This window comes from Micromonospora sp. KLBMP9576 (assembly GCF_050941805.1).
Classification (GTDB): domain Bacteria; phylum Actinomycetota; class Actinomycetes; order Mycobacteriales; family Micromonosporaceae; genus Micromonospora.
The window spans coordinates 950,421-975,971 of record NZ_CP194567.1 but is presented as its reverse complement, the minus strand read 5'-3'; the positions used below and the strand labels follow the sequence as shown (position 1 = coordinate 975,971).

The following is a 25,551-nucleotide window of genomic DNA, read 5'->3' as shown; positions in this document are numbered from 1 at the left end:
TAACGTTGGTTCATGCCGACCGAGTCGTCCCGCGACGCCGTCATCGTCGCCACCACCCGCTCCCCCATCGGCCGGGCGCACAAGGGGTCCCTGCGCGACGTCCGCCCGGACGACCTCGCCGCGACCATCGTGCGGGCCGCCCTGGACAAGGTCCCCCAACTCGACCCGACCGAGATCGACGACCTCTACCTGGGGTGCGGTCTGCCCGGCGGCGAGCAGGGCTTCAACATGGCCCGGGTGGTCGCCACCCTCATGGGCCTGGACACCCTGCCCGGCGCGACCCTGACCCGCTACTGCGCGTCCTCGTTGCAGACCACCCGGATGGCGATGCACGCGATCCGGGCCGGCGAGGGCGACGTGTTCGTCTCCGCCGGCGTCGAGACCGTCTCCCGGTACGCCCGCGGCAGCTCGGACGGGCTGCCGAAGGAGGCGCAGGCGCTGGTCGGCGGCGGCTGGGAGAACCCGCGCTTCGCCGCCGCCGCCGAACGGTCGACGGCCCGCGCGCAGGGCGGGGCTCCGGTCTGGACCGACCCGCGCGAGGCCGGCGAGCTGCCGGACATCTACCTCAGCATGGGTCAGACCGCCGAGAACCTGGCCCAGGTGTACGACGTGTCCCGCGCCGACATGGACGAGTTCGGCGTACGCAGCCAGAACCTCGCCGAGAAGGCGATCACCGACGGCTTCTGGGCCCGGGAGATCACCCCGGTCAACACGCCGGACGGCACGCTCGTGGGCACCGACGACGGCCCGCGCGCCGGGGTCACCCTGGAGGCGGTCTCCGGGCTGAAGCCGGTGTTCCGCCCGGACGGCCGGATCACCGCCGGCAACTGCTGCCCCCTCAACGACGGCGCCGCCGCCGTGGTGATCATGAGCGCCCAGCGGGCCAGGGACCTTGGGATCACCCCACTGGCCCGGATCGTCTCCACCGGCGTGACCGCCCTCTCGCCGGAGATCATGGGTCTCGGCCCGGTCGAGGCGACCCGGCAGGCGCTCGATCGGGCCGGGATGACCATCGACGACGTCGACCTGGTGGAGATGAACGAGGCGTTCGCCGCGCAGGTGATCCCCTCCTACCGCCAGCTCGGCATCCCGCTGGAGAAGCTCAACGTGATGGGCGGCTCGATCGCCATCGGGCACCCGTTCGGCATGACCGGCGCCCGGATCACCGGCACCCTGCTCAACGCCCTGGACTGGCACGACAAGACGATCGGCCTGGAGACCATGTGCGTCGGCGGCGGCCAGGGCATGGCCATGGTCGTCGAACGCCTGAGCTGAGCGGCCCGGCCCGAGGGGCGCGGTCCGAGCGGGTCTCGCCGCCGGGGCGGAGTTCCGGCGGCCCGCGCGGGCGGATTGCGCTAGAGGGTCTCGCGGGTCGCCGTCACCTCGGCGGCGGCCCGCGCCAGCACCTCCGGGGGCGGGGCCGCGGCGACCAGGTCGGCGGCCACCACCCGGAGCTGGTCGGGCAGCGCCAGGTCGTTGCCGAGCCGGGGCACGGCCCTTCGCGGCCCGCCCTCCGCGTCGGCGGCGAGGTTGGCGATCTCCTGCACCAACCGGTGGACGAGGTCGGCGCGGGAGACGTTCCCCCCGGCGGCCGTGGCCGCCCAGCGCGGCTGCTGCCAGTGCCTGACCTGACGGACCAGCAACTCCACCGTCCGCCCCAACTCCACCACGCTCACCCCGCGAGTCTACGGACCACCCACCCCGGACGCCCTCACCCGGCGCCCCGCCGGAGGGGCTGGACGCGACGGCGCCCGCCCCCGCAGAGCGGGGGCGGGCGCCGTCGCGAACGGGGACGACGGGTCAGTCGTCGCCCTGGAAGTAGCTCAGCAGGCGCAGGATCTCGATGTAGAGCCAGACCAGGCTGACCAGGATGCCGAAAGCGGCCACCCAGGAGTAGCGCCGGGGCAGGCCCATCCGGACGCCGTCCTCGACCTCCTTGAAGCTGAGCACGAAGCTCAGCGAGGCCACCACGATGCAGACCAGGCTGAAGCCGATCGCCAGCGGGCTGCCGTCACGCAGGCCGGTGTTGACGTTGAACAGCGCCAGCACCAAGTTGATCAGCATGACGGCGAAGAGGCCCGCCATCACCGCGATCATGCCCTTGACGAACTTCGGGGTCGCCCGGATGACCTTCGCCTTGTAGAGCATGGCCATCACGAAGAAGACACCGAAGGTGGCGGTCACCGCCTGGAGCACGATGCCGTCGTAGAGCGACTCGAAGAACTTGCTGACCATGCCGACGAAGACGCCCTCGACGACGGCGTACGCGACGACCAGCGCCGGGTTCGCCATCCGGGAGAACGAGATGACCAGGCCGAGGACCAGACCGACCACCGCCGCGCCGATCCAGGCCGCGCCGAGCAGGGAGTCGGGTACGAGCACCCAGGCCGCCCCGGCGGAGATGCCGAGGATGCCGAGGAGCGTGACGGTCTTGACCACCACGTCGTCGATCGACATGGTGTCGACGGCCGGCGGGGCCACCGGGTAGCCGGCCTCCGTCGGGTACTGCTGCGGGTAGCCGGGCTGTCCGTACGGCCCGGTCGGGGCGTACCCGGCGGAGCGCTCCCGCTCGGCCGCCTGGCCGAGCCGGGCGAGCACCGGGTTCGAAGTCTTCACTGTCAGGCCTCCCTCAGGGGGTCGTTGCACGTGAACGTGCACCCTCAAGAGTAAACGCCCGCGCAGTTTCGTGGAGATCGCCGAGCTGAGCGGTAGCTGAGAGTGCGGCGTGCCCGGGGCGGGGCTCGAACCCGCACGCCTTGCGGCAGCCGCTTTTAAGGCGGCCGTGTCTGCCGTTCCACCACCCGGGCGGGTGACACCCACGCGGCTCGGAACACGAGGTGCAGTGTCACGGTAGCGGGTCGGCGGCGACCGGGCGTACCCCCGCGCCCGGGTCGCACTAGGGTCGAGGCCGTGAGCAGCGCAGCCCCCACGGCCCCCAACGCCGCCCCTGAGCAGGCTGTCCACGTCGCCGACCGGCCGCCGGGCCGGCTCCGGCCGGCGCGCCTGCTGACCGCCGTCCGCCGCCGCCGGACGGATGTCGCCGTCACCCTGCTCTTCGTGGCCCTGGCCGGTTGGCTCACCCACGGGCTCTGGCCCGATCCGGCGGCCCGCGTCCTGGCACTCAACCCGGCGGACCAGGCCCTCTACGAGTGGTTCCTCGCCGTCGACTCGCGGGCGCTGCTCGGCGACTTCGGCCTGCTCACCGGGCGGCTCAACGCGCCGGACGGGGTCAACCTGATGGCCAACACCACGGTCATCGCGCTCGGGGTGCTCCTCGCCCCGGTCAGCCTGCTCTTCGGTGCCCCGGTCACCTTCGCCCTGCTGGCGGCGGCGAACCTGGCCGGCACCGCCATCGCCTGGTACCTGCTCTTCACCCGGGTGCTGCGCGCCCGCCCGCTCGCCGCCACGCTGGGGGCGGCGCTCTGCGGCTTCGGCCCCGGCATGGTCTCGCAGACCAACAGCCACCTGCACATGACCGCGCAGTGGCTGGTCCCGGTGATCGTCTGGCTGGTGGTCCGCCTGCTGCGGGCGGCCGACCCGGCGGGCACCGCCGGTGGTCCGGACCGCCGGCGGGTGGTCAGCTCGGCCGTCGGCCTGGCGGCGGCGGTCACGGCGCAGGTCTTCATCGGCGAGGAGGTGCTCTTCCTCTGCGCGGTCACGCTGCTGGTGATGGCGGTCACCTACGCGGTGGCCGACCGCGACCTGGCCCGCCGCGCCCTGCCCGGCTTCGCCGCCGGGATGGCCCTCGCCACCGTGCTGGCCCTCGCCGTGCTGGCCTGGCCGCTCCGCTTCCAGTTCGCCGGTCCGCAGGGCGTCGCCGACGGCATGTTCAGCCCGCACTACTTCTCGGCGGACCTGCGCAGCTGGTGGACGCTCTCACCGCTGTCGGTCGCGGGCGGCGACGGGGCGGCCAGGCTGACCACCGGGCCCGCCGAATACAACACCTTCCTCGGCCTGCCGCTGCTGCTGGTCGCCGCCGCCTGCGCGTTCTGGCTGGGCCGTCGCCCGCTGGTCGTCGCGTGCGTGGCCGGCACGCTCGTCACGGGCGCGCTGTCACTCGGCCCCCGGGTGGTCGTCGACGGCGTACGCACCGGCGTGCCCGGCCCGTACACCCTGCTCTCGGGGTTGCCCGTGGTGGACGGCGCGCTGCCGATGCGGTTCGCCCTCGCGGTGCTCCCGCTGATCGCCACGCTGCTGGTGCTCGCGGTCGACCGGGCGCTGCGCGGCACCGGGCGCGCCCGCCGCCTGGCACCGGCGGCGGTCGCTCTGGCGCTGCTACCGCTGCTGCCGACCCCGCTGCCCACCGCCGAACGCCCACCGCTGCCCGAGTTCATCACCGGCGGGCACTGGCGCCAGTGCGTCGAGCCGGGCGGGGTGCTGGTGCCGGTGCCGTTGGCCACGCCCAGGGAACCCTGGCCGATGCGCTGGGCGACGGCCGCCGACGCCGCGTTCGGGATGCCGGAGGGCTTCTTCATCGGGCCGTACGGTCGCGGCGGCACGGCGGCGATGGGCACCTTCCAGCAGCCCACCTCGGCCCTGCTGACCGAGGTCGGCCGGACCGGCGGGCAACCGGTCGTCGACGACGCCCAGCGCCGGCAGGCCGCTGAGGACGCCGACTTCTGGGGTGCCTCGTGCGTGGCGCTGGCCGTCGACACCCCGCACGCCGACAGCCTGCGCGGCACGCTGGAGCAGCTCTACGGCCCCGCCACCCGCGTCGCCGACGCCTGGACCTGGCGGGTCTGACCCGCGCAACGGCGAACGCCCCCGCGCCCAGAGGCGCGGGGGCGTTCGCGAGCGCTCGGGTCAGGCGGCCCGGCCGGCGCCGACCGGCTGGGACGCCTCGACGAACTCCTCACGCGGGTCGTGCAGCTGCCCCAGGGCGACCACCTCGCGCTTGAGGACGAACGCCAGCGTCCAGTCGACCACGACCCGGACCTTGCGGTTGAACGACGGGATCCGGCTCATGTGGTACGTCCGGTGCATGAACCAGGCCGGCCAGCCCGTCATCTTGAACCCGTACACCTGGGCCACGCCCTTGTGCAGGCCGAGGCTGGCGACGCTGCCGGAGTGCTTGTGCTTGTAGTCCACCGGCTCCCGGCCGCGCACCACGTTGGCGATGTTGTCGGCCATCCGGGCGGCCTGCCGGACCGCGTGCTGGGCGCTCGGCGAGCAGTAGTTGCCGGGCTCCTTCGTCAGGTCCGGCACCGCCGCGCAGTCCCCGGCGCTCCAGGCGCCCTCGACCACCCGGTCGCCGTCGACGACCTGCAACGTCGGCAGGCAGGTGACCCGCCGGCGCTCGTCGCGGGGGAAGTCCGTCGCGTCCAGCATCGGCGACGGCTTCACGCCGGCCGTCCAGACGATGGTGTCGGAGCTGAAGCTGTCACCGTCGGAGAGCTTCACGACCCCGTCGACGCAGGACTCCAGGCGGGTGTCCAGCCGGATGTCCATGTTCCGCTTCAGCAACTGCTGCACCGTGTAGGCGCCCATGTCCCGATCCACCTCGGGAAGCACCCGCTGGGTCGCCTCGACCAGCACCCAGCGCATCTCCTCCGGCTTGAGCTCCGGGTAGTACTTCAGGGCGTCGCGGGCCATGTCCTCCATCTCGGCGAGCGCCTCGATGCCGGCGTAACCGCCACCCACGAAGGTGAAGGTCAACGCCGAGCGGCGCACCGCCGGATCCGGCGTCACGGCGGCCACGTCGAGCCGGTCCAGCACGTGGTTGCGCAGGTAGATGGCCTCACCGATGGTCTTGAAGCCGATGCCGTGCTCGTGCAGGCCGGGGATCGGCAGCGTGCGGGAGACCGAACCCGGGGCGACGATGACGTGATCGTACGAAATCTCCCGGGTCGGGCCGCTGATCGGCTGCACCACGGCGGTCTTGCGGTGGTGGTCGATCCGGGTCACGGCGCCCGCGACCACCTTGCACCGGCGCAACTCCCGTCGCAGCGGCACCACGGAGTGCCGCGGCGAGATGTTGCCGGCCGCCGCCTCCGGCAGGAAGGGCTGGTAGGTCATGTGGGGCTGAGGGTCCACCACGACGACCTCGGCCTCACGGGAGCTGAGCTTCTTCGACAGGCGCAGGGCGGCATAGAGACCGACGTGCCCGGCACCCACCACAAGGATCCGCTTCGGATTCACATCATCTATCTTTCCCCGCGCGCTGCGGCTAATCCCGTCCGCGCCCCTTCTCTGTGACGGAGCACAAGCGTGTGACCTGCACAACGTCGCACCCCCGCCGCGTCACCTGCGCCGCAGCAGCCACCCCAGCAACGCCGCCACCGCCACCGCCCCGAGCAGGCCGAGCACCGTGGCCGCCTGGTGCCCGGCCGCGTCACCGAGCCCCGCGAGCTCCACCAGCAGCACCCCCAGCACGAAGCTGGCCAGCAGCACCGCGCCCGCCCGGGTCAGCCACCGCACGATCAGATCCGGGTCGACCACGGCGTCGTACGGCAACACGGCGGCGAGCGCGCAGAGGGTGTGCGCGAGATAGAGCGCCGCCGCCACGGCGAGCAGCCGCCACAGGGCGCTCGGCCGGCCGTACCCGTCGGTGGCGACCAGCCAACCGCCGACCGTGACCAGCGCCGCGAAGGTCGGCCAGACCCGGCGTGGCCCCACCGCGGGCAGCACCGCCACCACCACCAGGGCCAGCAGCGGCCGGCCGAGGAGCACCTCCGACGGGTACGCCAGCACGAGGCCGACCAGCACGGTGAGGAAGATGCCGGCGCGCACCAGCAGGGGCGTCAGGCTGATCCGGGCGACGGCGTACCGCAGCCCCCGCACCCTCTCGGTGACGGCGTTCACCGGTGCCGCCCTTCGTTCGCGACCGCGGGACCCCGCCGCGCCGCATTCCTCGCGTTCACCTGTTGTTCACCCTCGGGGCGGTCGCCATCCGGGCCACGTCCCGCAACACCTCATCGAGGCTGCCCGCACCGGCCCAGCGCACCACCGGCACGCCGTGCTCCCGCAACTGCCCGATCATCGTCTCCCGGTCCAGCCGCCACAGCCGGTACGCCACCTCGGCCCAGCCCCGGTCCTTCGGCGGGGCCAGGTCGGCCGGCAGGGTGTCCACCGCGACCACGAACCGCCCGGAGCGGGCCAGTCGGGCCAGCATCTGCGCCGACCGCTCGTCGAGCAGCGGGGTCAGGACCACCACCAGCGCGTCCGCCGACAGCAACTGCGGGCCGAACACCTGGTCGTACGGCTCGTGCGGGGAGGACTCCGCCCGCACCTCCAGCAGCCACTCCAGGACGGTCAGGTACTGCCGCCGGCCGGCGGCCGGGCGCAGCCGACGGGCGGCGGGGCCGTATTCGAGCATCGACACCCGGTCGCCGCGGTGCAGGTAGTGCTCGGCGATCGCGGCGGCAGCCCGCACCGTGGTGTCCAGCACGGAGGCCGCCCCGGACACGCCCCCCGACCGGCCCGCCTCGGCGAGCACGTCCAGCAGCACCACCACCTCGGCGTCCCGGTCGGAGAGGGTGGCCGCCACGTGCAGTTGCCGGGCGCGCAGCGACACCCGCCAGTCGATCCGGCGCAGCCGGTCCCCCGGGGCGAAGACCCGTACGCCGGCCAGTTCGCCGCCCTCGCCGGGCCGGCGCGAGTGGTGGGCGCCGACCAGGCCGGCGGCCCGGGGCATCGCCTCGACCGCGTCGAACGGCTCGGTCCGCGGGTAGACCCGCAACTGGAACGGCTCGGTGACCACCGCACGGGAGAGCAGCAGGCCCTGCGCGGCGGCGACCCGGGCGCCGGCCGGCCCGATCTGGTGCCGGCCCCAGCGCAGCGCGGTGCCGGTCAGCTCCAGATCCACGGCCTCGCCCGTCGGGACGGCGGTCACGAACGGCCGCTCGGCGACGGACGGGGCGACGCCCGAACCCGCCCCGGACGCGGTGGTCGCCCCGGCGATCGTCACCCGCTCCACCCGCAGCCACGGTGAGACCCGGCTACGGACCGCCGCCACGTCGTAGTCGACCAGGTCGGGGTTGCCGACGGTGACGGTGCCGGTCAGTCCGCTCCCCTCAACCAGGCGACCCTCGTCGGCGGAGATCCAGACCTGCGGCAGGGCGGTCGGCCGACGGCGCAGCGCGTACGCGGTGCCGAGCGCGAACGGGACGGCCAGCACGATCAGGTCGACCCGGCCGAGCAGCACCCCGGCGATCAGCAGCAGGCCGGTGAGCAGCACCGCCCGGCCGAGCGCCCAGGTGGGCACCCAACCGGTCGACGGCCCCGGCGGCGGGGTCGGCGCGGCGGCGGTCATCAGTGCCCGGGCCGGCCGGCGGCGTAGCTGGGCAGCGCGCCGCTGGCGGGCGCGGGGGTCGCCTCCAGCACCTCGCCGACCACGAAGGACGGGTCGACGCGGCGCAGCCACATCTCCGGGCGCAGCGTGATCCGGTGGGCCAGGGCGGGCGCCGCGACCTCCTTGACGTCCTCCGGCACCACGTAGTCGCGGCCGGCCATGACGGCCCGTACGCGCGACAGCAACAGCAGCGCCAGCGAGCCGCGCGGGGACGCACCCACCAGCACCGACGGGTGTTCCCGGGTGGCGGCGGTCAACGCCACGATGTAGCGGCCGACGGAGTCCTCCACGACCACGTGCTCCAGCGCGGCCTGCATGGCGCGCAGGGTCTCGGCGTCGACCACCGGCTTGATCTCGGCCTCCTCGCGGCGACGGGCCATCCGCCGGCGCAGCACCTCCCACTCCTCCTCCTGCTCGGGGTAGCCGAACGAGACCCGCAGCAGGAACCGGTCGAGCTGCGCCTCCGGCAGCGGGTAGGTCCCCTCGTACTCGATGGGGTTGGCGGTGGCCAGCACGTGGAACGGTTCGTCCAGCTTGTAGGTGACGCCCTCCACCGAGACCTGCTTCTCCTGCATCGCCTCCAGCAGGGCCGACTGGGTCTTCGGCGGGGTCCGGTTGATCTCGTCGGCGAGCAGCAGGTTGGTGAAGACCGGCCCGGCCCGGAACGCGAACTCGCCGCTGCGCTGGTCGTACAGGAACGAGCCGGTCACGTCGGCCGGCAGCAGGTCGGGGGTGAACTGGAGCCGACGGAAGTCCAGCCCGAGCGCCTGCGCGAAGCAGCGCGCGGTCAGCGTCTTGCCGAGCCCCGGCAGGTCCTCGAGCAGCACGTGCCCGCCGGCCAGGATCCCGGCGAGGACCAGCTCCAACGCGTCCCGCTTGCCGACCACGACCTGACCGACCGCCTCCAGCACCGACCGGGCGAGGCGGCCGACCTCGGCGGCGGGCATGCTGCGGTCCACGTCGTTCATATCTTCTCCAGTTCGGCGACGATCGCCGCGAGGTCGCGCGGCGACGGGGTGCGGCGGGGCCGGCTCTCCAGGAACGTCCACAGCCGGTCACTGAGCAGGGCGCGGGCCCGGGCCGGATCCGACTCGCGGGTCACGCCGTGCCGCTGACGCAGCCGCTCGTCGGCCAGCTCACCGAGCCGGGGCAGGATCACCTTGGTGAAGCGTTCGGGCCGGGTGGCCGACCAGTCCAACGGCGCTTCCCAGCCGTTGACCGCGGTCCGCAGCGCGTCGCGGGCACCCCAGTTCCAGGTGCCGTCGTCGTCACCGGCCGAAGCCCGGCCGCCGGAGTTGGGCGGGGGCGGGGGCGTGAGGGCGGCGACGACCCGGCGTACCAGGAACAGCGCGACCACCCCGACGACGAGGACCGGCAGGGAAACCCGCAGGCCCACCACGCGCAGGCCGGCGACCAGCACGACCACGACGGCCGCGAGGGCCGCGAGGGCGCGGATCACCTGGCCGGCCCGCCCGCCCCGGGTCCGCGCGGCGGGCGCCGGCCGCGCCTCCTCGAAGGTCAGCAGGTCGTCGATGCTGGTGCTGCTCACCGCGGCACCCCGCCACGTCGGGCGGGGCACCGCGGCACCCCGGTCACGCCGGCACCTCGGAGTCCGCGGCGGTCAACTCGCCGCGCAGCCGGCGTAGCGCCGCACGGGCCTGGTCGCGGGTGCGTTCGTCGACCGGCCGGGTGGCGTACCGGGCCTCGCGGTAGACGTGGGCGAACTCGGCCAGCACGTCGCCGCTGGCGATCGCCGGCACCCCCGCCGCCGGGTCGCCCCGCAACAGCCGGGTGACCAGGTCGGTGGGGGTGTCGCCGGCCAGCCGGGGCACGCCGGCCCCGGCCGCGGTCTCCTCCAGCCGCACCCAGCAGGCGATGACCGCCGTGCGGGGGTCGGTGTCCTGGTCGTCCAGTTCCTCCAGGCCGGCGTCGAGGGCGGCGGCCACCTCGCGGGCCGTGCCCGCGGCCGTCCGGCGGGCCCGCTGGGGCGGCAGCGCCCTCGTGGTCCGGCGCAGGGCACCCTGGACCAGCGTCCAGACGAGGTAGGCGATCGCGGCCAGCAGGGCCAACCCGAGCAGTACGACGACGGCCACGCCGACCCACCGCGGGATCCGCGCCTGGGTGGCCTCGCCGGCGTCCCGCGGCTCGACGGGGATCGAGGCGGCCGGCTCGGCGCTCGGATACTCCGGGACGTAGGGGATGTTCTCCGCGGTGGGCGGGACCCGGCTGGCGCCGATCGACGAGTGGGCGGACGCCAGCGCGGCGACGGCGAGCAGGAGCACCACCGCCGCCATCGGCCACCACCTGCGCAGGACGCTGAGTTCCATCGAGGGCTACCTCCGGGCCACCCGGTCGGGTCGCACGGGTCGGCGCGTGCCATCCGTCATCGCCACCGCCCCGCGCCTCAGTCCACCCCGGCCAGCTTCTTCGCCCGGGCGAACACATCGTCCAGCATCTCTGGTGTCAGCCGTCCCGTGAAGGTGTTCTGCTGACTTACGTGGTAACAGCCGAGCAGTTCCGGCGCGCCCGTGCCGCAACAGTGTGCCCCATGACCGAAGGCCGGTCGCGGGCTGGGCGGGCGCAGGCCGTACACCTGACGCCGCACCGGCCACCACGAGGCCCAGGCGAACGCGCCCAGCGCGACCACGACGCGCAGGGTGGGCCGGATCAGCGCCACCTCGCGGTGCAGCCAGGGCGCGCAGGTGTCCCGCTCGCCGGGGGTGGGCTTGTTGTCCGGGGGCGCGCAGCGCACGGCGGAGAAGACCCGCACGTCGCGCAGGGTCAACCCGTCGTCGGCGGCGACGCTGGTCGGCTGGTTGGCGAGGCCGGCCCGGTGCAGCGCGGCGAACAGGACGTCGCCGGAACGGTCGCCGGTGAAGATCCGGCCGGTACGGTTGCCGCCGTGCGCCGCGGGCGCCAGGCCGAGGATGGCGATGCGCGCGTCGGGGGCGCCGAAGCCGGGCACCGGCCGGCCCCGGTACTCCTGGTCCCGGAAGGCCGCCCGGCGCGTGCGGGCCACCTCCTCCCGCCAGCGCACCAGCCGGGGGCAGGCGAAGCAGTCGGTGACGGCGGCGTCGAGGTCGGCGAGGTCGGTCGCCCGCGCGGCGCGGGCGACCACCTCCTCGGGCGTACGGGTCTCAGCCAAGCTTGGCCCGGAAGAGTTCGAGGGTGCGGGCCCAGGCGGTGGCGGCGGCGCGCTGGTCGAAGTGTTCCGGCCGGTCCTCGTTGAAGAAGGCGTGCGAGGTGCCGGGGTAGTCGTAGGGCTGGCAGGTGCCGCCGGAGGTCTCGATGGCGCGGCAGACGGTCCGCACGCCCTCGGCGGCGGAGGTGCCGTCCTCTTCGGAGCAGTGGATGAGCGCCGCCTTGCCCGCGTAGTCGGGCCACTCGGGGCGCATCCCGTCCCAGGGAAGCTGGGGGTAGAAGGCGGCGGTGGCGACGATGCGCTCGGAGCGGGTCGCCGCCCAGAGGGCCAGGCTCGCGCCCGCGCAGAAGCCCGCGCAGCCCACCTTGCCGGTGACCTCGGGCCGCCCCGCGAGGTAGTCCGCCGCGCCGGCGATGTCGGCCGCCGCCTCGTCCATCTGCGGGCTGTTCAGCATCTGGCGGGGCTCGCTGGGCTTGCTGGCCGGGCCACCGTGCCGGAAGTCCGGGGCGAGGGCGACGAAGCCGGCCTCGGCGAAGCGGTCCACCACCGCCCGCACGTGCGGCACGAGGCCCCACCAGTCCTGGATCACGATGACCGCGGGGCTGGTCGCACCGCCGGAGGGTATCGCGAGATACCCCTCGCCCGTCCCCCCGTTGCCGCGGTAGCTCACCATTTCGCCCATCGGCTCTCTCCTAGCGGTCAGTCATTGTTGGCTGGTCGCCCAGTGGTCCTACCTGCCGGTAGCCTGCCACGCGGTGAGCGCCCCGGGGAAGACGGCGACGCAGTGGCATTCACCTCTGTCCGCCGGCCTCACGAGCGGACGCCGACGGCGGCCCGGACGATGTCCGGGCCGCCGTCGGCGTCCGCGTCCCGCTCGGGGTCAGGCCTTCTTGGTGAGGCAGAGCAGGTAGCCGGTCTTGCCCGGCTCGATGCTGGAGAAGACGTAGCCGTCCTGGTCCGCCTTGAGGTACTGCGCGCACGCCTCGCCGGAGCGGGCCTGCTCCGCGGTCTGCCCCTCGACGCGGCCGACGACGTTGTAGACGGCGTCGGTCGAGGTGCACTCGACGACCTTCGCCCCGTCGACCTTCTTCTGCTCGGTGCCGATCGCCTCGGGCAGCTCGGCGATGCAGTCGCCGACCTTGGCCTCGGCCGTCTCGTCCTTGTTGAAGAAGTTGCCGATCGCCGAGCCGATGCCGAACTTGAGGCCCGCGACCACCAGGAACACGACGACGGCGCCCACGATGCCGAGCAACTTCTTGGAGCCGGACTTCTGCGCCTCGGGCTTGGCCGGAGGCGGCGCCTGGACGGCCGCCGGGGGTGGCCCCTGCGCGGCCGGCGTCGACTGTGCGGCGTCCGGGACGGGGGGCGGTGCGACCTGCTCTGACACGCGTTTTCCTTCCGGGGGTGGATGAGCAGACGACACCGTAGCGGCCGGTGGTCGGCAGCCGCTGTCCCGTGCGCCTCCACCGTTCAGCTATTTCCCAGCCTCACGGCATGATTCGCTTCACGTCCGGCTCGGGACCGGCGTGCCCGACGGCGCGGGCACCGTGCTCGGGGTGCCGCCCGGGGCGGGCGTGGGCTCGGCCGGCACGCTCGGCGCCGCGGGCGTGGGCAGCGGCGGCACGCCCGTCGACGGCACGGCACCGCCCGGCGCCCGCGGCGCGAACGGCGCCTGCCGGGGGCAGTACGGGTACGTGCGCAGCAACGGGTTGGCGGGCTCGTCCGGCAACCGCAGGTCGAGGCAGTCCGGATGGCCGAGGCGGATCGGGTCGCCGTTCTGGTCGAAGAGCCGGGCGTTCTCCACCAGCCGGCCCTCCCGGTCGTAGACGAAGACGTCCCGGATGTGGTCGTACCGGTCGTCGATCGAGATCTGCTCGTAGCCGAAGTCACCGTTGCCCACCCGGCCGTTCATGTCCGCCAGGCCGATCATCCCGAAGATCACCAGCACCGCGGTGCCGACGTGCAGCATCCGCCGCTTGGGCCGGGTCAGGCCCGGTGTGTGGTGGCCGAGCCAGATCGAGGCGAGCACCGTGCCGGCGAGCAGCACCAGCCCGGCCGGCGTGCTGCCGTTGAGCTCGGGCAGCACACCGAACGCCTCCCCGGTGGTGACCACCGTGACGAGCATGGCGGCCAGGTAGCCGCGCAGCACCCACCAGGCCGGCCGGAGCAGCCGGAGGAACTCGCTCGCGGAGGCGTACCCGAGGGGTGGCCCGAGCTGGACGTCCCAGCGGTGCGCCCGCGCGCGGAGCCGGTCCACGGCGACGCCGACACGGCGGTGGCCCAGGCGACGACGGCCGCCGTCGGCCGTGCCGACTCCGGCGGCGGCGCGCAGCTCGGCCGCGTACGCCTCGGGCTCGCCGAGCCGCTCGACCAGCGTGCCGCCGGCCTCGGCGGCGACCTCGGCGAGGTGTTCCGGCAGGTCCTCGGTCAACTCGTCGCGGTGCGCCGGCGGCAGGTCGGCCAGCGCGGCCCGCACCCGTGCGGCGTAGTCCGCGATTTCCTGCTCCGTGACGGTCATGCCGCCATCCCCCGATCCTCGAGCAGTGCGTCCATGGTGGTGGCGAACGAGCGCCAGAGCTTGCCGGAGCGGGTGAGCTGGTCCCGGCCTGCGGCGTTGAGTGAGTAGTACTTGCGGTGTGGGCCGGCCTCGCTCGGCACGACGTAGGTGGTCAGCAGGCCGGCGGCGTAGAGCCGGCGCAGCGTGCCGTAGACCGAGGCGTCGCCCACCTCCTGCAACCCGGCGTCGCGCAGCCGGCGCAGGATGTCGTAGCCGTAGCCGTCCTCCTCGCGGAGCACGGCGAGGACGGCGAGATCCAGCACGCCCTTCAACAACTGTGTGGTGTCCACGCAATGCACACTAGTGCGCATTGCGTAATACCGTCAACGCCCCGCGCCCGCCGCCCACCCCTCGCCTCGCGGCGAGCCGGGAAACATCACCGTTCGCGACGAGCGTCTGGGTCACGCAGGGTAATGAAGCGCGCGGATGGCGGATCCCCCGCGTCGCCCCTTTGCTCTGCAGCCATCGGCGCACCAGGCGAATGAGCTGGCAGTTCTTGTGGACCTTGGCGTCTCGGCCGGCAGGCGGCCGGAACGCACGGTGACCGGTGCGTCGGTGGCTGCAGAGCAAAGGGAGGCTGCGGGGTGGCGGTCGCGGCAGCAATTCGTTACTCCCCGTTGCCCCTACGGCCGCGCCCCCGGGCACCAGCGGACCAGCGCCGCCACCCGCCGCCTCCTGACCAACTGTCGACACTGGTCCTGTCGCGGTAGGTGGCGCGAAGGCACCCGACCGCCCGGTCCCGGCCCCGGCCCCGGTCCCGCCGCACCGGCCTCACGACCGGCGCGACCCGCTGAAGCTGGCCGGCCGTGAGCGACAATCGGGCCATGCGTTTCTGCGTCCTGGGCCCGACCCAGGTGCTGCTGGCCGACGGGCGCGAGATCCCCGTGGGCGGTCCGCGGCTGCGCGCCCTGCTGGCGCTACTCCTGCTCGACGCGGGCCGCGTGGTGTCCCCGGATCGGTTGATCGACGGCCTGTACGGCGAGCACCCGCCCCGCGCCGCCGCCAACGCACTCCAGTCCCAGGTGTCCCGGCTGCGGCAGGCCCTACCTGCGGAACACACGGTCGAGTTCCACCCGGCCGGCTACCGCCTCGCCGTGGATCCGGCTGACGTCGACGCCTACCGGTTCGAGGCGCTCGCCGAGGCGGGACGCCACGCCCTCGCCAGCGGCGACTGGCCCCGCGCCACGGCCCTGCTGCGGGAGGCGCTGGCCCTGTGGCGCGGTCCGGCCCTGGCCGACGTCATCGACGTGGCCGGTACGCCCGCGCAGGCGGCCCGGCTGGACGAGGTGCGGCTGGCCGCCGCCGAAGACCGCATCGAGGCGGAGCTGGCGCTGGGTGGGCATGCCGCCCTGGTCGCGGAGCTGCGGGAGCTGGTCACCGCGCATCCGTTTCGGGAGCGCCCACGGGGCCAGCTCATGCTCGCCCTCGCCGCCGCCGGCCGGCCCGCCGAGGCGCTCGCCGAGTTCGAGGACGCCCGGCGCACGCTGGCCGAGCAACTCGGCGCCGACCCGTCGGCCGCGCTGGCCGCGATCCACGTGGGCGTACTGCGCGGCGAGGAACGCCCCGCCCCGCCCGAGGACCCCGGACCCGGACTGCCGGGCCAGCTCACCACCTTCGTCGGGCGCGACGAGGAGCTCGAGCGCGTGGGCGAGTTGCTCGACGAGCGAAGGCTGGTCACTCTCGTCGGCCCCGGGGGAGCGGGCAAGACCCGGCTGGCGATCGAGGCCGCGAGCCGCCTCGACAGCCAGGTCCGTCTCGTCGAGCTGGCCTGGTTGACCCACGGTTCGGACGTACCACAGGCGGTGCTGAGCGCGCTCGGCCTGCGCGACGCGGGCCTGCGGACCCCGGCCGAGCCCAGCCGGGACTCGACCGACCGGCTGGTCACGGCACTGGCCGAGCGGCGGCTACTGCTCGTGCTCGACAACTGCGAGCACGTCATCGCCGAGGCGGCCCGGTTGGTCGCCCGGCTGCTGAGCGCCTGTCCGTCGCTGCGCGTCCTGGCCACGAGCCGCGAGCCACTCGGACTGGCCGGCGAGGCGTTGTGCCCGGTGTCCGGGCTCACCCTGCCGCCGCCCGACGCGTCGGCGCTGGCGGCCTGCGACTACCCCGCGGTCAGGCTGTTCACCCAGCGGGCCACCGACGTCGCGCCCGACTTCACCGTCACGTCGGCCAACGTCCAGACGGTGCTGCGGATCTGCCATACCCTCGACGGCCTGCCGCTGGCGATCGAACTGGCCGCCGCGCGGCTGCGGGCGCTGCCCGTCGCCGAGGTGGCCGCCCGGCTCGACGACCGGTTCCGGCTGCTGTCGATGAGCAGCCGGACGGCGACGCCACGGCACCGGACGCTCCGCGCGGTGGTCGAGTGGAGCTGGGACCTGCTCGATGACGCCGAACGGAAGCTGGCCCGCCGACTGACCGTGTTCGTCGGTGGCACCACGTTGGAGGCGGCCGAGCGGATCTGTGGCCTGCCTCGCGCCGAGTTAGTCGACGTGCTGACCGGCCTGGCCGACAAGTCCCTCGTGGAGTTGGGTGCCGGCCGGTACCGGATGCTGGAGACCGTGCGCACCTTCTGCGCGGAGCGACTCGCCGAAGCCGGTGAGGTCGACGAGCTGCACCGCGCGCACGCCGCGTACTTCCTGGAGTTCGCCTGGACCGCCGACGTCCACCTCCGCCGGGCGGAGCAGCTGGAATGGCTGCTACGGCTCGACGCCGAGCGGGAGAACCTGCACTCGGCGCTGCACCGCGCCGCCGGATCCGGTGACGCGCCTGGCGCGGCCGGGCTGGTCGCGGCCCTGTCGTTCTACTGGTGGCTGCGCGGCATGCGCGGCGAAGGGGCCAGGCTGGCCGGCGAGGTCCTCGACCTGCTCGGCACCGCGGCGCCACCCGACCTGCGCGAGGAGTTCGCCCTGTGCGTCTACCACGCCTCGCTCGGTGGTTCCGGCCGCCTGCCGTCCCTCGGGACGCAGCGCTCCCTGATCCGCAGCCTCGACCGGCCGCCCCGACAGCCCTTCCTGCTGTATCTGTCGGGAATCTCGACCGGACCGCCGGCCGGGGACGTGGAGGACGTCGACGAATTGACGCGCGAGCTGCACCGGATGGTCGGCCCCGACGTGTGGATCAATGCCCTCGGCGCGATGGGCAACGGCTCGGCGCGGATGTGGAGTGGCGAGTGGGACCGGGCGAAGACCGCGCTGGTCACCGCGCTCGACGGGTTCCAGAGCATCGGCGACCGATGGGGTTCGATGATCACGCTGGGCGCGCTGGCCGAACTCGCCGCCTGGCAGGGTGACCCGGAAGCGGCGAGCACGGCCATGGAGCGGGCCATGGGATTGGCCGAAGAACTCGGCTCCGCCGTCGACCAGGCCGACATGCTGCGTACCCGGGGCGAGATAAGGCTGCGCGCCGGTGACCTCGCCGCGGCCCAGGACGACTTCGCCCGCGCACTGCTCCTCGCCCAGCGCGGCGGCGCGCCGGAGTTCGTGTCCGGCGCCCGCCTCGGCCTCGCCCAGACAGCGCGGCTGCGTGGGGATCTCGCCGAGGCCAGGCGGATGTGCGAGGCGGCGTTGGCCGGCGGGCTCACCGGCTGGTACGTCGGCGAGGCGACGCGTACGGAGATCATCCTCGCCCTCGATCAGATCACCGAGGCGGAGCAGGCCAGGGACCGGGCCGCACCGTGCGGCGCGCCGCCGTCAGCCGCCGGTGCGTGAGCCGTCAGCGCCCGCGCGCACCGTGGGGGCATGACGACATTCGAGGTGATCGCGGAGGGACTGGGCAAGCGGTACGGCCCGACCCGCGCGCTCGACGACTTTCACCTGGCCGTGCCGACCGGCACGGTGTACGGGCTGCTGGGACCGAACGGCGCCGGGAAGACCACAGCCGTGCGGATCCTCGCCACGCTGCTGCGCTTCGACGCCGGCCGGGCCACCGTGGCCGGCTTCGACGTGGCGCGTCAGCCCGACGAGGTGCGGGCCCGCATCGGGCTGACCGGGCAGTACGCCGCGGTCGACGAGACCCTCAGCGGCCGGCAGAACCTGGAGATGTTCGGCCGGCTGTGGAAACTCGGCCGCCGGGCGGCCCGCCAGCGCGCCGGTGAACTGCTGGAACGGTTCGGGCTCGACGAGGCGGCGAGCCGCTCCGCGGGTGAGTACTCCGGTGGGATGCGCCGCCGGCTGGACCTCGCCGCCAGCCTCATCCGCCCGCCGCGCGTGCTCTTCCTCGACGAGCCGACCACCGGCCTGGACCCGCGCAGCCGCAACCAGGTGTGGGACATCGTCCGCACGCTGGTGGCGGACGGGGCCACGGTGCTGCTCACCACGCAGTACCTGGAGGAGGCCGATCAGCTCGCCGGCCGGATCTCGGTGATCGACGCCGGTCGGGTGGCCGCCGAGGGCACCCCGGACGAGCTGAAGTCGATGACCGGCGGCGACCGGATCGAGGTGGTCGTGCGCGACGCGGCCGACCTGACCCGGGCCGGCGGGATCGTCGCCCGGATCTGCGCCGCGGAACCCGAGCGCGATCCGGAGTTCCGGCGACTCAGCGCACCGGTGACCGACCGGGTCGCCGGGTTGGTCGACGTGGTGCGGGCGCTCGACGACGCGGGGATCGCGGTCGAGGACATCGGTCTGCGCCGCGCGACGCTGGACGAGGCGTTCCTGCACCTGACCGGGCGACGTCCCGACGAGGCCGGCGAGACCGTCGGCGCCGGACGAAAGGCGGCGGCATGACGAGCGCAACCCGATCCCGTCAGGCGACGACCGTCCCCGCTCCCCCGGTGTCCACGCGGACACCGCTGGCGCGGTGGCGCTCCGCGATCGCCGACGCCTCGACGATGACCAGGCGGAACATGACCCACGTGGTCCGTGCGCCGGAGGAACTGATCCTCTACTTCTCGCTGCCGATCATGTTCGTGCTGGTCTTCGGGTACGTGTTCGGCAGCGGCATGCAGGTGCCGGATGGCGGCAACTACCGCGAGTTCCTGCTGCCCGGAATCTTCGTGATGACGATGCTGAACGGCCTCGGCGCCACCGCGACCGGAGTGGCGCTCGACCTCAGCAGGGGTGTCGTCGACCGGTTCAGGTCGATGCCGATGGCGCGTTCCGCCCTGCTGACCGGCCGCAGCGCCGCGGATCTGCTTCGCGCCCTGCTGGAGATGTCCACCCTGCTGCTCTGTGGCCTGCTTGTCGGCTGGCAGTGGCGCGACGGCGTGGGCCGGGCGTTGCTCGCCGTCGGGCTGCTCCTGCTGCTGCGGGTCGCGATCACCTGGATGGGGATCTACCTGGCGCTGCTCGTCCGCAACCCGGACATGGTCGGCGTGATCGTCTTCCCGGCGGTGTTCCCGCTCACCGCGGTCTCCAACGTCTTCGTGTCGCCCGAGCTGATGCCGCCGTGGATCGGTGCGATCTCGCAGTGGAACCCGCTCTCCGCGACCGTCGCCGCGATCCGTCACCTGTTCGGCAATCCGGGCGTGGGTGGCGACTCGTGGCCGGCAGAGCACGCGGTGCTGTTGGCGGTGGCGTGGCCGGTGCTCCTGATCGCGACGTTCGCTCCGCTGGCGGTCCGCCGCTACCAGCGGCTGAGTCGCTGACTGCGGTCTCCGGTGGCCTCGACGGCCACCGGAGACCGGCTACAGAACGCTGTAGGCGATGCCGTCGAGGATGTCGTGCTCGGAGGCGACCACCGAGTCCATCCCCGCCCGCTCCATGATCACTCGAAGCACCAGAGCGCCCGCGCCGATGACGTCGGCCCGGCCCGGGTGCATCGCCGGGATCGCCAGCCGCTGCTCCCGGCTCTTGCCGAGCAGGTCGGCGGTCACGTCGGCCACCGCGTCCCGGGACACCCGGGCGTGGTGGATGCGGTCCGGGTCGTACTCCGTCAGGCCCCGGGCGATCGCGACCACTGTGGTGACCGACCCGGCGAGCCCGACCAGCGTGGCGGCCTGCCGGCCCGGCACCGCCGCCAGCGCCCGGTCCACCGCGACCGCGATGTCGGCCTGCGCGGCGGCGATTTCGTCCAGCCCCGGCGGGTCGCCGTGCAGGTGCCGCTCGGTCATCCGGACGCAGCCGATGTCCATCGAGATGGCCGCCTCGACGCCGCCCGCGCGGGTGCCGACGACGAACTCCGTCGAGCCGCCGCCGATGTCGACGACCAGGTACGGCTCGCGCGCGTCGGCCGGCAGCCCACGCACCGCGCCGATGAAGGAGAGCCGGGCCTCCTCGTCGCCGGTCACCACCTCGGGCGCGACCCCGAGGGTCCGCTCGACCATCTCGCGGAACTCGGCGGCGTTGGAGGCGTCCCGGGACGCCGACGTGGCGCACATCCGGACCCGGTCCACGCCCAGCTTCTCGATCTCGGCGGCGTACGAGGCCAGCGCGACCCGGGTGCGTTCGATCGCCTCCGGGGCCAGCCGACCCGTCCGGTCGACACCCTGGCCGAGGCGGACGATCTCCATCCGCCGGCTCAGGTCGGTCAGCGGCGCCTGCGGACCCGCGGAGGCGTCGGGCAGGTCCGCTACCAGCAGTCGGAGCGAGTTCGTCCCGCAGTCGATGGCGGCCACACGCGTCGTCACGGCAGCAACCCTACGTCAGGCGCGGCCGTCGAGGACTACAGGCGCAGCAGCATCCGGGTGTTGCCGAGGGTGTTGGGCTTGACCCGTTCCAGGTCGAGGAACTCGGCGACACCCTCGTCGTAGGAGCGCAGCAGCTGCTCGTAGACCACCTGCGGCACGGGCGCGCCGTCGATCTCGGTGAACCCGAACGAGCCGAAGAACCGGGTCTCGAAGGTGAGCACGAAGATCCGGGACACCCCCAGCTCGCGGGCGCCGTCGATCAGCTCCGTGACGATCCGGTGGCCGAGCTTGCGTCCCCGGCAGGACGGGTCGACCGCCACCGTCCGGATCTCGGCCAGGTCCTCCCACATCACGTGCAGCGCACCACAGCCGACGACCGCGCCGTCGCCGGCACGGACCGCGACCCGGAACTCCTGCACGTGTTCGTAGAGGGTGACGGTGGCCTTGCTGAGCAGCCGCCGGTCGTCGGTGTAGGTGTCGATCAGCCGCCGGATGCCACGCACGTCCGAGGTGCGGGCGGGCCGTACCACGACCTCGTCGGCCCCCGCCACGTCGCCGCCCGCGCCCGCCATGCTCAGTCCCCCGCCGGCACGTCCACGCAGGGCCCGGCCGCCCACCACTTCTCCACCAGCTCCAGCGTCTCGTCGCCGAACGGGTTCACCCCCGGCCCGGCCCCGAGCGCGTGCCCGAGGTGCACGTGCAGGCACTTGACCCGGCCGGGCATCCCGCCGGCCGAGATGCCGGCGATCTCCGGCACGTCGCCGATCGCGGCCCGGCGGGCCAGGTAGTCCTCGTGCGCGGCGCGGTAGCGCGCGGCCAGCTCCGGGTCGGCGGCCAGCCGGTCGGCCATCTCCTTCATCAGCCCGGCCGACTCCAGCCGGCTGCAGGCCGCCGTCGCCCGTGGGCAGGTCAGGTAGAACAACGTCGGGAAGGGGGTGCCGTCGGCCAGGCGCGGGGTCGTCTCCACGACGTCCGGCAGGCCGCACGGGCACCGGTGGGCGACGGCCTGGGTGCCCCGGGGCGGGCGTCCGAGCTGCGCGGCCACCGCGGCCAGGTCGGCCGCCGTGGCCGGTTCCCGCCGGGGCGGGGGTACGGAGTCCGCCGCCGGCTCCTGCGGTGGTACGACAGTCACGGTGCCCAGCTCTCGTTCGACGTTCGGGGGTCGCTCACTTGTCGGCGTGCTCGCCGTTGGCGGCCCGCACGCTCGACCAGAGGGTGTCATACCAGGAATCGGGCGTGGGGGGCGTCGACGGGGCCGCCGACGAACCGGCGTCACGGGCGGCGCCCTGCGGGTCGGAGAGCACCACCAGCAGCGTCTCGCCCGGCGGGCCCATGAAGAACCGCTCCCTGGCCTGGATCTTGATGTATTCCGGGTCCTGCCACTTGGCCGCCCGCTCGGAGAGCTCCTCGATAGCCTGCCGCTGCGCGGCCTGGGCGGCCTCCATCCGTTCGATGTCGGCCTGCTGGTCGAGGTAGACCCGTACCGGGTAGGTGTAGGCGAGGGCGAGGGCGATCAGCACCGCGAAGAGCACGGTGGCCCGCCCGGTGAGGCCCCGGGAGTGGGGTGCGGAGAGCCGCTTGACGGTGCCGGCGGCCGTACGCCGGGCCGCGGCGGGCCGGTTCGCGGACCGTACGCCCTCCGAGCCCCGGCCACCACCCGGGGCACGACCGGCGCTCGCCCGCGACTCGGCGCGGACGCCGCCCTCGCGGACCGACGCCCGGGCGCCCCGGGCCCCGCCCGGCCGGCCGGTGGGCCGGCGGGCGGGACGCTGACCGCCCGGTGTGCGGCGCTGCTGCATCCTCACACCCCTCCCCCGAGACCTCGCGCTTCTCAGGCGGAACGGTAACGCGGGAAGGCGCCCGCACCGGCGTACCGCGCCGCGTCGGCCAACTCCTCCTCGATCCGCAGGAGCTGGTTGTACTTCGCGACCCGGTCCGAGCGGGCCGGGGCGCCGGTCTTGATCTGCCCGCAGCCCGTGGCCACGGCCAGGTCGGCGATGGTGGTGTCCTCGGTCTCGCCGGAACGGTGGCTCATCATGCACTTGAAGCCGGCCCGGTGGGCCAGGTCGACCGCGTCCAGGGTCTCGGTCAGCGAACCGATCTGGTTGACCTTGACGAGCACCGCGTTGGCGGCCTTCTCGGCGATGCCCCGGGCGATGCGCTGCGGGTTGGTCACGAACAGGTCGTCGCCGACGATCTGGACGCGGTCCCCGAGCGAGGCCGTGAGCGTCTGCCAGCCGGTCCAGTCGTCCTCGGCCAGCGGGTCCTCGATCGACACGATCGGGTAGTCGCCGGCGAGCTTGGTGTAGTAGCTGCTCATCTCCTCGGCGGTCTTCGCGGCGCCCTCGAAGGTGTAGGTGCCGTTGTCGAAGAACTCCGTGGCCGCCACGTCGAGCGCCAGGACGATGTCGGTGCCGAGCCGGTAGCCGGCCTTCTGCACCGCCTCCGCGATCAGGTCCAGGGCGGCGGCGTTGGTCGGCAGGTTGGGCGCGAAGCCGCCCTCGTCGCCGAGGCCCGTGGAGAGGCCCTTCTTCTTCAGCACCGACTTCAGCGCGTGGTAGACCTCCGCGCCGGAGCGCAGCGCCTCCCGGAAGCTGGGGGCGCCGATCGGCGCGATCATGAATTCCTGGACGTCGACGTTCGAGTCCGCGTGCGCGCCACCGTTGAGGATGTTCATCATCGGCACGGGCAGCAGGTGCGCGTTCGGGCCGCCCAGGTAGCGGAAGAGGCTCAGCTCGGCGCTGCCGGCCGCCGCCTTCGCCACCGCCAGGGAGACGCCGAGGATCGCGTTCGCGCCCAGCTCGGACTTGCTGTCGGTGCCGTCGACGTCGAGCATCTTCTGGTCGATCAGCCGCTGCTCGCTGGCCTCGTACCCGATCAGCTCGTCGACGATCTTGTCCTCGATGTTCGAGACCGCCTTCTCGACGCCCTTGCCCTGGTAGCGGTCGGCGTCACCGTCACGCAGTTCGATCGCCTCGAAGGCGCCCGTGGAGGCGCCGGAGGGCACCGCCGCCCGGGCGATCGTGCCGTCGTCGAGCCCGACCTCGACCTCGACGGTCGGGTTGCCCCGCGAGTCCAGGATCTCGCGCGCGACGATTCCCTCGATGGTTGCCACTGAGTCGCTCCTCGTATGTGTGTCCGGTGCGGTATGGGCCGCGACGGTGCGGCTGAGGCAGGTGTTGAACGCAGCGTATCGGGCGGCGCTCGGGCCCGGGCGGCGCGGGCGCACGCCGGCCGCTTCCGAAACCTCCCCCGGGCGGACACTCCATCCGGACATTCCCGGATTCTCGGGCCCCAACCGGCAACGGGTTTGCGCGCGGTCGACCCGATCGGCCACGCTGGTCGTCATGCCCGCCGCCTCGACCACCCTTCGCATGCTCGCCGTGTCGGTCATCGCGTCGCTCACCGTGACCGGCTGTCAGACCCTCGACGACGCCGGCCGGACCATCGGGCGGGCCGACCTGGTGAACGACCTGGCCACCCGGCTCGACGGAGCCCTGGAGCTGACCTACTCCGCCGACTACCAGCTCCCCGGCGGGCAGACCGCCACCATCGTCCAGGCGCAGGATCCGGCCCGCTCCGCGTACACCTGGCCCGGCGGCAAGCTCACCGTCACCCCGGAGGCGACGAGCCGCTGCGAGACCCCCGCCGGCCGCGCGACCTGCACCCTGGAGGCCCCGCCCGCGCCCAACGCGAAGCCCACGGTGGCCCTGTTCGCCGAGGCCAGGCAGCGGGGCCTGATCACACCGCCGATCGTCGTGGGGCTGCTCACCGCCGCCGCGCTGGACCCGGACGCGGTGGTCGCGCAGAGCGACACCACCCTCGCCGGACACCACGCCACCTGCGTCGACGTGGACCAGTCCGGCGGCGACTTCACCGCGTGCGTGACCACCCAGGGGGTGCTGGGCAGCTTCACCGGGCAGCTCGACGGCGAGCAGGTCGAGGTGGCGCTGACCGGTTACCGCGACACGGTCGACGGCGCGGCCTTCGACCTTCCGCCCGGCGCCGGCGTCGTGGACCGCCGCCCGGCCGGTTCGTGACCGCTCCCGGGCCCCCGCCCGGTGCCGGCGGATCCGTGCCCGGTGCCGGCGGATCCGCGCCCGGTGCCGGCGGATCCGTGCCCGCTGCCAGCGGATTCGTGCCCGGTGCCGGCTCCGGCGTCGCCCCGGCGCCCGGCGACCTCGCGCTCCCGGTGACCGGGAACCGGCTCCTGACCGGAGACGACGGCACGGTGCTGCGGGTCGCCGACCTGCCCGCCGACACCGGATGGGTGCCGCTGGGCACCCTCGACGGCGTACCCGCCTGGGCCGCCGAGCCGGCCGGTGTCCCTGACCTGCCGGGCCGCTGGCGCGGCTGGGCGTCGCTCGCCGCCGAGGTGGCCGAACCGCTCGCCACCCTGGCCGGCCGCGCCCTGACCGTCGTCACCTGGCGGCGTACCCACCGCTGGTGCGGGGCCTGCCGCACGGAACTGGCCGACGTGCCCGGGGAGTCGGCCCGCCGCTGTCCCGGCTGCGAGCTGTACGTGCCGCTGCGGCTCTCCGCCGCCGTGCTGGTGGCGATCATCCGCCCGAGCCCGGCCGGCCGGGCCGACGAGCTGCTGCTGGTGCGGCACTCCTACGGGCCGACGGGACTGTGGGCGCTGGTCGCCGGCTTCGTCGAGGGCGGCGAGACGCTGGAGGCCGCCGCCCGCCGCGAGGTCGGCGAGGAGGTCGGGCTCGCCCTCGACCGGCTGACCTACTTCGGCAGCCAGCCCTGGGCGCTCTCCGGCCCCGGCGTCCTGCTCACCGGCTTCACGGCCACCGCCGCCGACCCCGGCGCCGAACCGGTGGTGGACGGGCGGGAGCTGACCGAGGCCCGCTGGTTTCCGCTCGACGGGCTGCCGGCGGAGCTGCCGCCCGCGTACTCCCTCTCGCGCTGGCTGATCGAAGCGTCGCGGGCGCGCCGACCGGCCAGCGGTGGTGCTACGAGCTGAGCGTGTCGCCCGACATCCGGTGACC

The 25,551-nt window shown here is 73.9% G+C and carries 25 protein-coding genes and 1 tRNA gene; 7 read left to right on the top strand and 19 right to left on the bottom strand.

The annotated features are described in order from the left end of the window. The first annotated feature begins 12 nt into the window (after positions 1 to 12). Complete coding sequence (locus ACQ452_RS04595) at positions 13 to 1,275, top strand: acetyl-CoA C-acetyltransferase (RefSeq protein ID WP_433390103.1); 1,263 nt, start codon at positions 13 to 15, stop codon at positions 1,273 to 1,275. Between the two features lie 80 nt (positions 1,276 to 1,355). On the opposite strand, the gene ACQ452_RS04590 is transcribed toward ACQ452_RS04595, so the two are convergent. From ACQ452_RS04590 to ACQ452_RS04580, 3 genes are all read right to left on the bottom strand, one after another. Beyond that, positions 1,356 to 1,676: a hypothetical protein gene (locus tag ACQ452_RS04590; protein WP_433390101.1), complete on the bottom strand. Its 321-nt coding sequence runs from the start codon at positions 1,674 to 1,676 to the stop codon at positions 1,356 to 1,358. A 124-nt stretch (positions 1,677 to 1,800) separates the two neighbouring features. Then, positions 1,801 to 2,616, bottom strand: coding sequence for a Bax inhibitor-1/YccA family protein (locus ACQ452_RS04585; RefSeq protein WP_433390099.1), 816 nt, complete (start codon positions 2,614 to 2,616; stop codon positions 1,801 to 1,803). Between the two features lie 110 nt (positions 2,617 to 2,726). Further along, positions 2,727 to 2,807: transfer RNA gene (locus ACQ452_RS04580), tRNA-Leu, on the bottom strand. 103 nt (positions 2,808 to 2,910) lie between these two features. Here ACQ452_RS04580 and ACQ452_RS04575 point away from each other — a divergent pair. Further along, positions 2,911 to 4,743 (top strand): hypothetical protein, encoded by a 1,833-nt coding sequence (locus ACQ452_RS04575; protein ID WP_433390096.1) that lies wholly within the window; start codon positions 2,911 to 2,913, stop codon positions 4,741 to 4,743. Between the two features lie 60 nt (positions 4,744 to 4,803). Here the strand turns inward: ACQ452_RS04575 and ACQ452_RS04570 are convergent, their stop codons facing one another. The 11 genes from ACQ452_RS04570 to ACQ452_RS04520 form a co-directional block, all read right to left on the bottom strand. Next, complete coding sequence (locus ACQ452_RS04570) at positions 4,804 to 6,138, bottom strand: NAD(P)/FAD-dependent oxidoreductase (protein WP_433390093.1); 1,335 nt, start codon at positions 6,136 to 6,138, stop codon at positions 4,804 to 4,806. Between the two features lie 102 nt (positions 6,139 to 6,240). After that, on the bottom strand, positions 6,241 to 6,801 hold the full coding sequence (locus ACQ452_RS04565) for a hypothetical protein (RefSeq protein WP_433390091.1): 561 nt from the start codon (positions 6,799 to 6,801) through the stop codon (positions 6,241 to 6,243). Between the two features lie 55 nt (positions 6,802 to 6,856). Beyond that, positions 6,857 to 8,251, bottom strand: a complete 1,395-nt coding sequence (locus ACQ452_RS04560) for a DUF58 domain-containing protein (RefSeq protein ID WP_433390089.1) — start codon at positions 8,249 to 8,251, stop codon at positions 6,857 to 6,859. Next, positions 8,251 to 9,258 carry an AAA family ATPase gene (locus tag ACQ452_RS04555; RefSeq protein WP_433390086.1) on the bottom strand — a complete coding sequence of 336 codons (1,008 nt, stop codon included), beginning with the start codon at positions 9,256 to 9,258 and terminating at the stop codon, positions 8,251 to 8,253. The genes ACQ452_RS04560 and ACQ452_RS04555 overlap by 1 nt, the downstream gene beginning before the upstream one ends. After that, a complete protein-coding gene (locus ACQ452_RS04550) occupies positions 9,255 to 9,839 on the bottom strand; it encodes a hypothetical protein (protein ID WP_433390083.1) in 585 nt (194 codons plus the stop codon). The genes ACQ452_RS04555 and ACQ452_RS04550 overlap by 4 nt, the downstream gene beginning before the upstream one ends. 43 nt (positions 9,840 to 9,882) lie before the next feature. After that, on the bottom strand, positions 9,883 to 10,617 hold the full coding sequence (locus tag ACQ452_RS04545; protein WP_433390081.1) for a DUF4129 domain-containing protein: 735 nt from the start codon (positions 10,615 to 10,617) through the stop codon (positions 9,883 to 9,885). A gap of 77 nt (positions 10,618 to 10,694) precedes the next feature. Beyond that, complete coding sequence (locus tag ACQ452_RS04540) at positions 10,695 to 11,408, bottom strand: uracil-DNA glycosylase (RefSeq protein WP_433393979.1); 714 nt, start codon at positions 11,406 to 11,408, stop codon at positions 10,695 to 10,697. A gap of 19 nt (positions 11,409 to 11,427) precedes the next feature. Continuing rightward, positions 11,428 to 12,114 carry a dienelactone hydrolase family protein gene (locus ACQ452_RS04535; protein ID WP_433390078.1) on the bottom strand — a complete coding sequence of 229 codons (687 nt, stop codon included), beginning with the start codon at positions 12,112 to 12,114 and terminating at the stop codon, positions 11,428 to 11,430. A gap of 198 nt (positions 12,115 to 12,312) precedes the next feature. Beyond that, positions 12,313 to 12,819 carry an LppU/SCO3897 family protein gene (locus ACQ452_RS04530; protein ID WP_433390075.1) on the bottom strand — a complete coding sequence of 169 codons (507 nt, stop codon included), beginning with the start codon at positions 12,817 to 12,819 and terminating at the stop codon, positions 12,313 to 12,315. 117 nt (positions 12,820 to 12,936) lie between these two features. Continuing rightward, positions 12,937 to 13,950, bottom strand: a complete 1,014-nt coding sequence (locus ACQ452_RS04525; protein WP_433390072.1) for an HAAS signaling domain-containing protein — start codon at positions 13,948 to 13,950, stop codon at positions 12,937 to 12,939. Then, a complete protein-coding gene (locus tag ACQ452_RS04520) occupies positions 13,947 to 14,279 on the bottom strand; it encodes a PadR family transcriptional regulator (protein ID WP_433390070.1) in 333 nt (110 codons plus the stop codon). The genes ACQ452_RS04525 and ACQ452_RS04520 overlap by 4 nt, the downstream gene beginning before the upstream one ends. A gap of 516 nt (positions 14,280 to 14,795) precedes the next feature. On the opposite strand from ACQ452_RS04520, the gene ACQ452_RS04515 reads away from it, so the two are divergent. From ACQ452_RS04515 to ACQ452_RS04505, 3 genes are all read left to right on the top strand, one after another. Next, positions 14,796 to 17,696, top strand: a complete 2,901-nt coding sequence (locus tag ACQ452_RS04515) for a BTAD domain-containing putative transcriptional regulator (RefSeq protein ID WP_433390067.1) — start codon at positions 14,796 to 14,798, stop codon at positions 17,694 to 17,696. 30 nt (positions 17,697 to 17,726) lie between these two features. Further along, positions 17,727 to 18,713 carry an ATP-binding cassette domain-containing protein gene (locus ACQ452_RS04510; RefSeq protein ID WP_433390064.1) on the top strand — a complete coding sequence of 329 codons (987 nt, stop codon included), beginning with the start codon at positions 17,727 to 17,729 and terminating at the stop codon, positions 18,711 to 18,713. Positions 18,714 to 18,817: 104 nt separating this feature from the next. Beyond that, positions 18,818 to 19,573 (top strand): ABC transporter permease, encoded by a 756-nt coding sequence (locus tag ACQ452_RS04505; protein ID WP_433393977.1) that lies wholly within the window; start codon positions 18,818 to 18,820, stop codon positions 19,571 to 19,573. Between the two features lie 39 nt (positions 19,574 to 19,612). On the opposite strand, the gene ACQ452_RS04500 is transcribed toward ACQ452_RS04505, so the two are convergent. The 5 genes from ACQ452_RS04500 to eno are packed head-to-tail and all read right to left on the bottom strand — an operon-like array spanning position 19,613 to position 23,669. Further along, complete coding sequence (locus ACQ452_RS04500) at positions 19,613 to 20,542, bottom strand: exopolyphosphatase (protein WP_433393976.1); 930 nt, start codon at positions 20,540 to 20,542, stop codon at positions 19,613 to 19,615. A 47-nt stretch (positions 20,543 to 20,589) separates the two neighbouring features. Beyond that, positions 20,590 to 21,126 (bottom strand): amino-acid N-acetyltransferase, encoded by a 537-nt coding sequence (locus ACQ452_RS04495; protein ID WP_433390062.1) that lies wholly within the window; start codon positions 21,124 to 21,126, stop codon positions 20,590 to 20,592. Between the two features lie 2 nt (positions 21,127 to 21,128). Further along, entirely contained in the window at positions 21,129 to 21,686 is a 558-nt protein-coding gene (locus tag ACQ452_RS04490) for a DUF501 domain-containing protein (protein ID WP_433390059.1), read from the bottom strand. Between the two features lie 34 nt (positions 21,687 to 21,720). Further along, positions 21,721 to 22,353, bottom strand: a complete 633-nt coding sequence (locus tag ACQ452_RS04485) for an FtsB family cell division protein (protein ID WP_433390056.1) — start codon at positions 22,351 to 22,353, stop codon at positions 21,721 to 21,723. Between the two features lie 32 nt (positions 22,354 to 22,385). Then, positions 22,386 to 23,669, bottom strand: coding sequence for a phosphopyruvate hydratase (gene eno, locus ACQ452_RS04480; RefSeq protein WP_433390053.1), 1,284 nt, complete (start codon positions 23,667 to 23,669; stop codon positions 22,386 to 22,388). A 232-nt stretch (positions 23,670 to 23,901) separates the two neighbouring features. On the opposite strand from eno, the gene ACQ452_RS04475 reads away from it, so the two are divergent. Together ACQ452_RS04475 and ACQ452_RS04470 are read left to right on the top strand one after the other, a co-directional pair. After that, entirely contained in the window at positions 23,902 to 24,594 is a 693-nt protein-coding gene (locus ACQ452_RS04475; protein ID WP_433390052.1) for a hypothetical protein, read from the top strand. A gap of 77 nt (positions 24,595 to 24,671) precedes the next feature. Further along, complete coding sequence (locus ACQ452_RS04470) at positions 24,672 to 25,526, top strand: NAD(+) diphosphatase (protein WP_433390050.1); 855 nt, start codon at positions 24,672 to 24,674, stop codon at positions 25,524 to 25,526. Positions 25,527 to 25,551 lie beyond the last annotated feature (25 nt).

Excerpts from the sequence above, each read along its gene's own strand:
- ACQ452_RS04595 (WP_433390103.1), top strand. The coding sequence starts at position 13 with ATGCCGACCGAGTCGTCCCGCGACGCCGTCATCGTCGCCACCACCCGC.
- ACQ452_RS04560 (WP_433390089.1), bottom strand. The coding sequence starts at position 8,251 with ATGACCGCCGCCGCGCCGACCCCGCCGCCGGGGCCGTCGACCGGTTGG.
- ACQ452_RS04555 (WP_433390086.1), bottom strand. The coding sequence starts at position 9,258 with ATGAACGACGTGGACCGCAGCATGCCCGCCGCCGAGGTCGGCCGCCTC.
- ACQ452_RS04545 (WP_433390081.1), bottom strand. The coding sequence starts at position 10,617 with ATGGAACTCAGCGTCCTGCGCAGGTGGTGGCCGATGGCGGCGGTGGTG.
- ACQ452_RS04535 (WP_433390078.1), bottom strand. The coding sequence starts at position 12,114 with ATGGGCGAAATGGTGAGCTACCGCGGCAACGGGGGGACGGGCGAGGGG.
- ACQ452_RS04525 (WP_433390072.1), bottom strand. The coding sequence starts at position 13,950 with ATGACCGTCACGGAGCAGGAAATCGCGGACTACGCCGCACGGGTGCGG.
- ACQ452_RS04510 (WP_433390064.1), top strand. The coding sequence starts at position 17,727 with ATGACGACATTCGAGGTGATCGCGGAGGGACTGGGCAAGCGGTACGGC.
- ACQ452_RS04505 (WP_433393977.1), top strand. The coding sequence starts at position 18,818 with ATGACCAGGCGGAACATGACCCACGTGGTCCGTGCGCCGGAGGAACTG.
- ACQ452_RS04495 (WP_433390062.1), bottom strand. The coding sequence starts at position 21,126 with ATGGCGGGCGCGGGCGGCGACGTGGCGGGGGCCGACGAGGTCGTGGTA.
- ACQ452_RS04485 (WP_433390056.1), bottom strand. The coding sequence starts at position 22,353 with ATGCAGCAGCGCCGCACACCGGGCGGTCAGCGTCCCGCCCGCCGGCCC.
- ACQ452_RS04475 (WP_433390052.1), top strand. The coding sequence starts at position 23,902 with ATGCCCGCCGCCTCGACCACCCTTCGCATGCTCGCCGTGTCGGTCATC.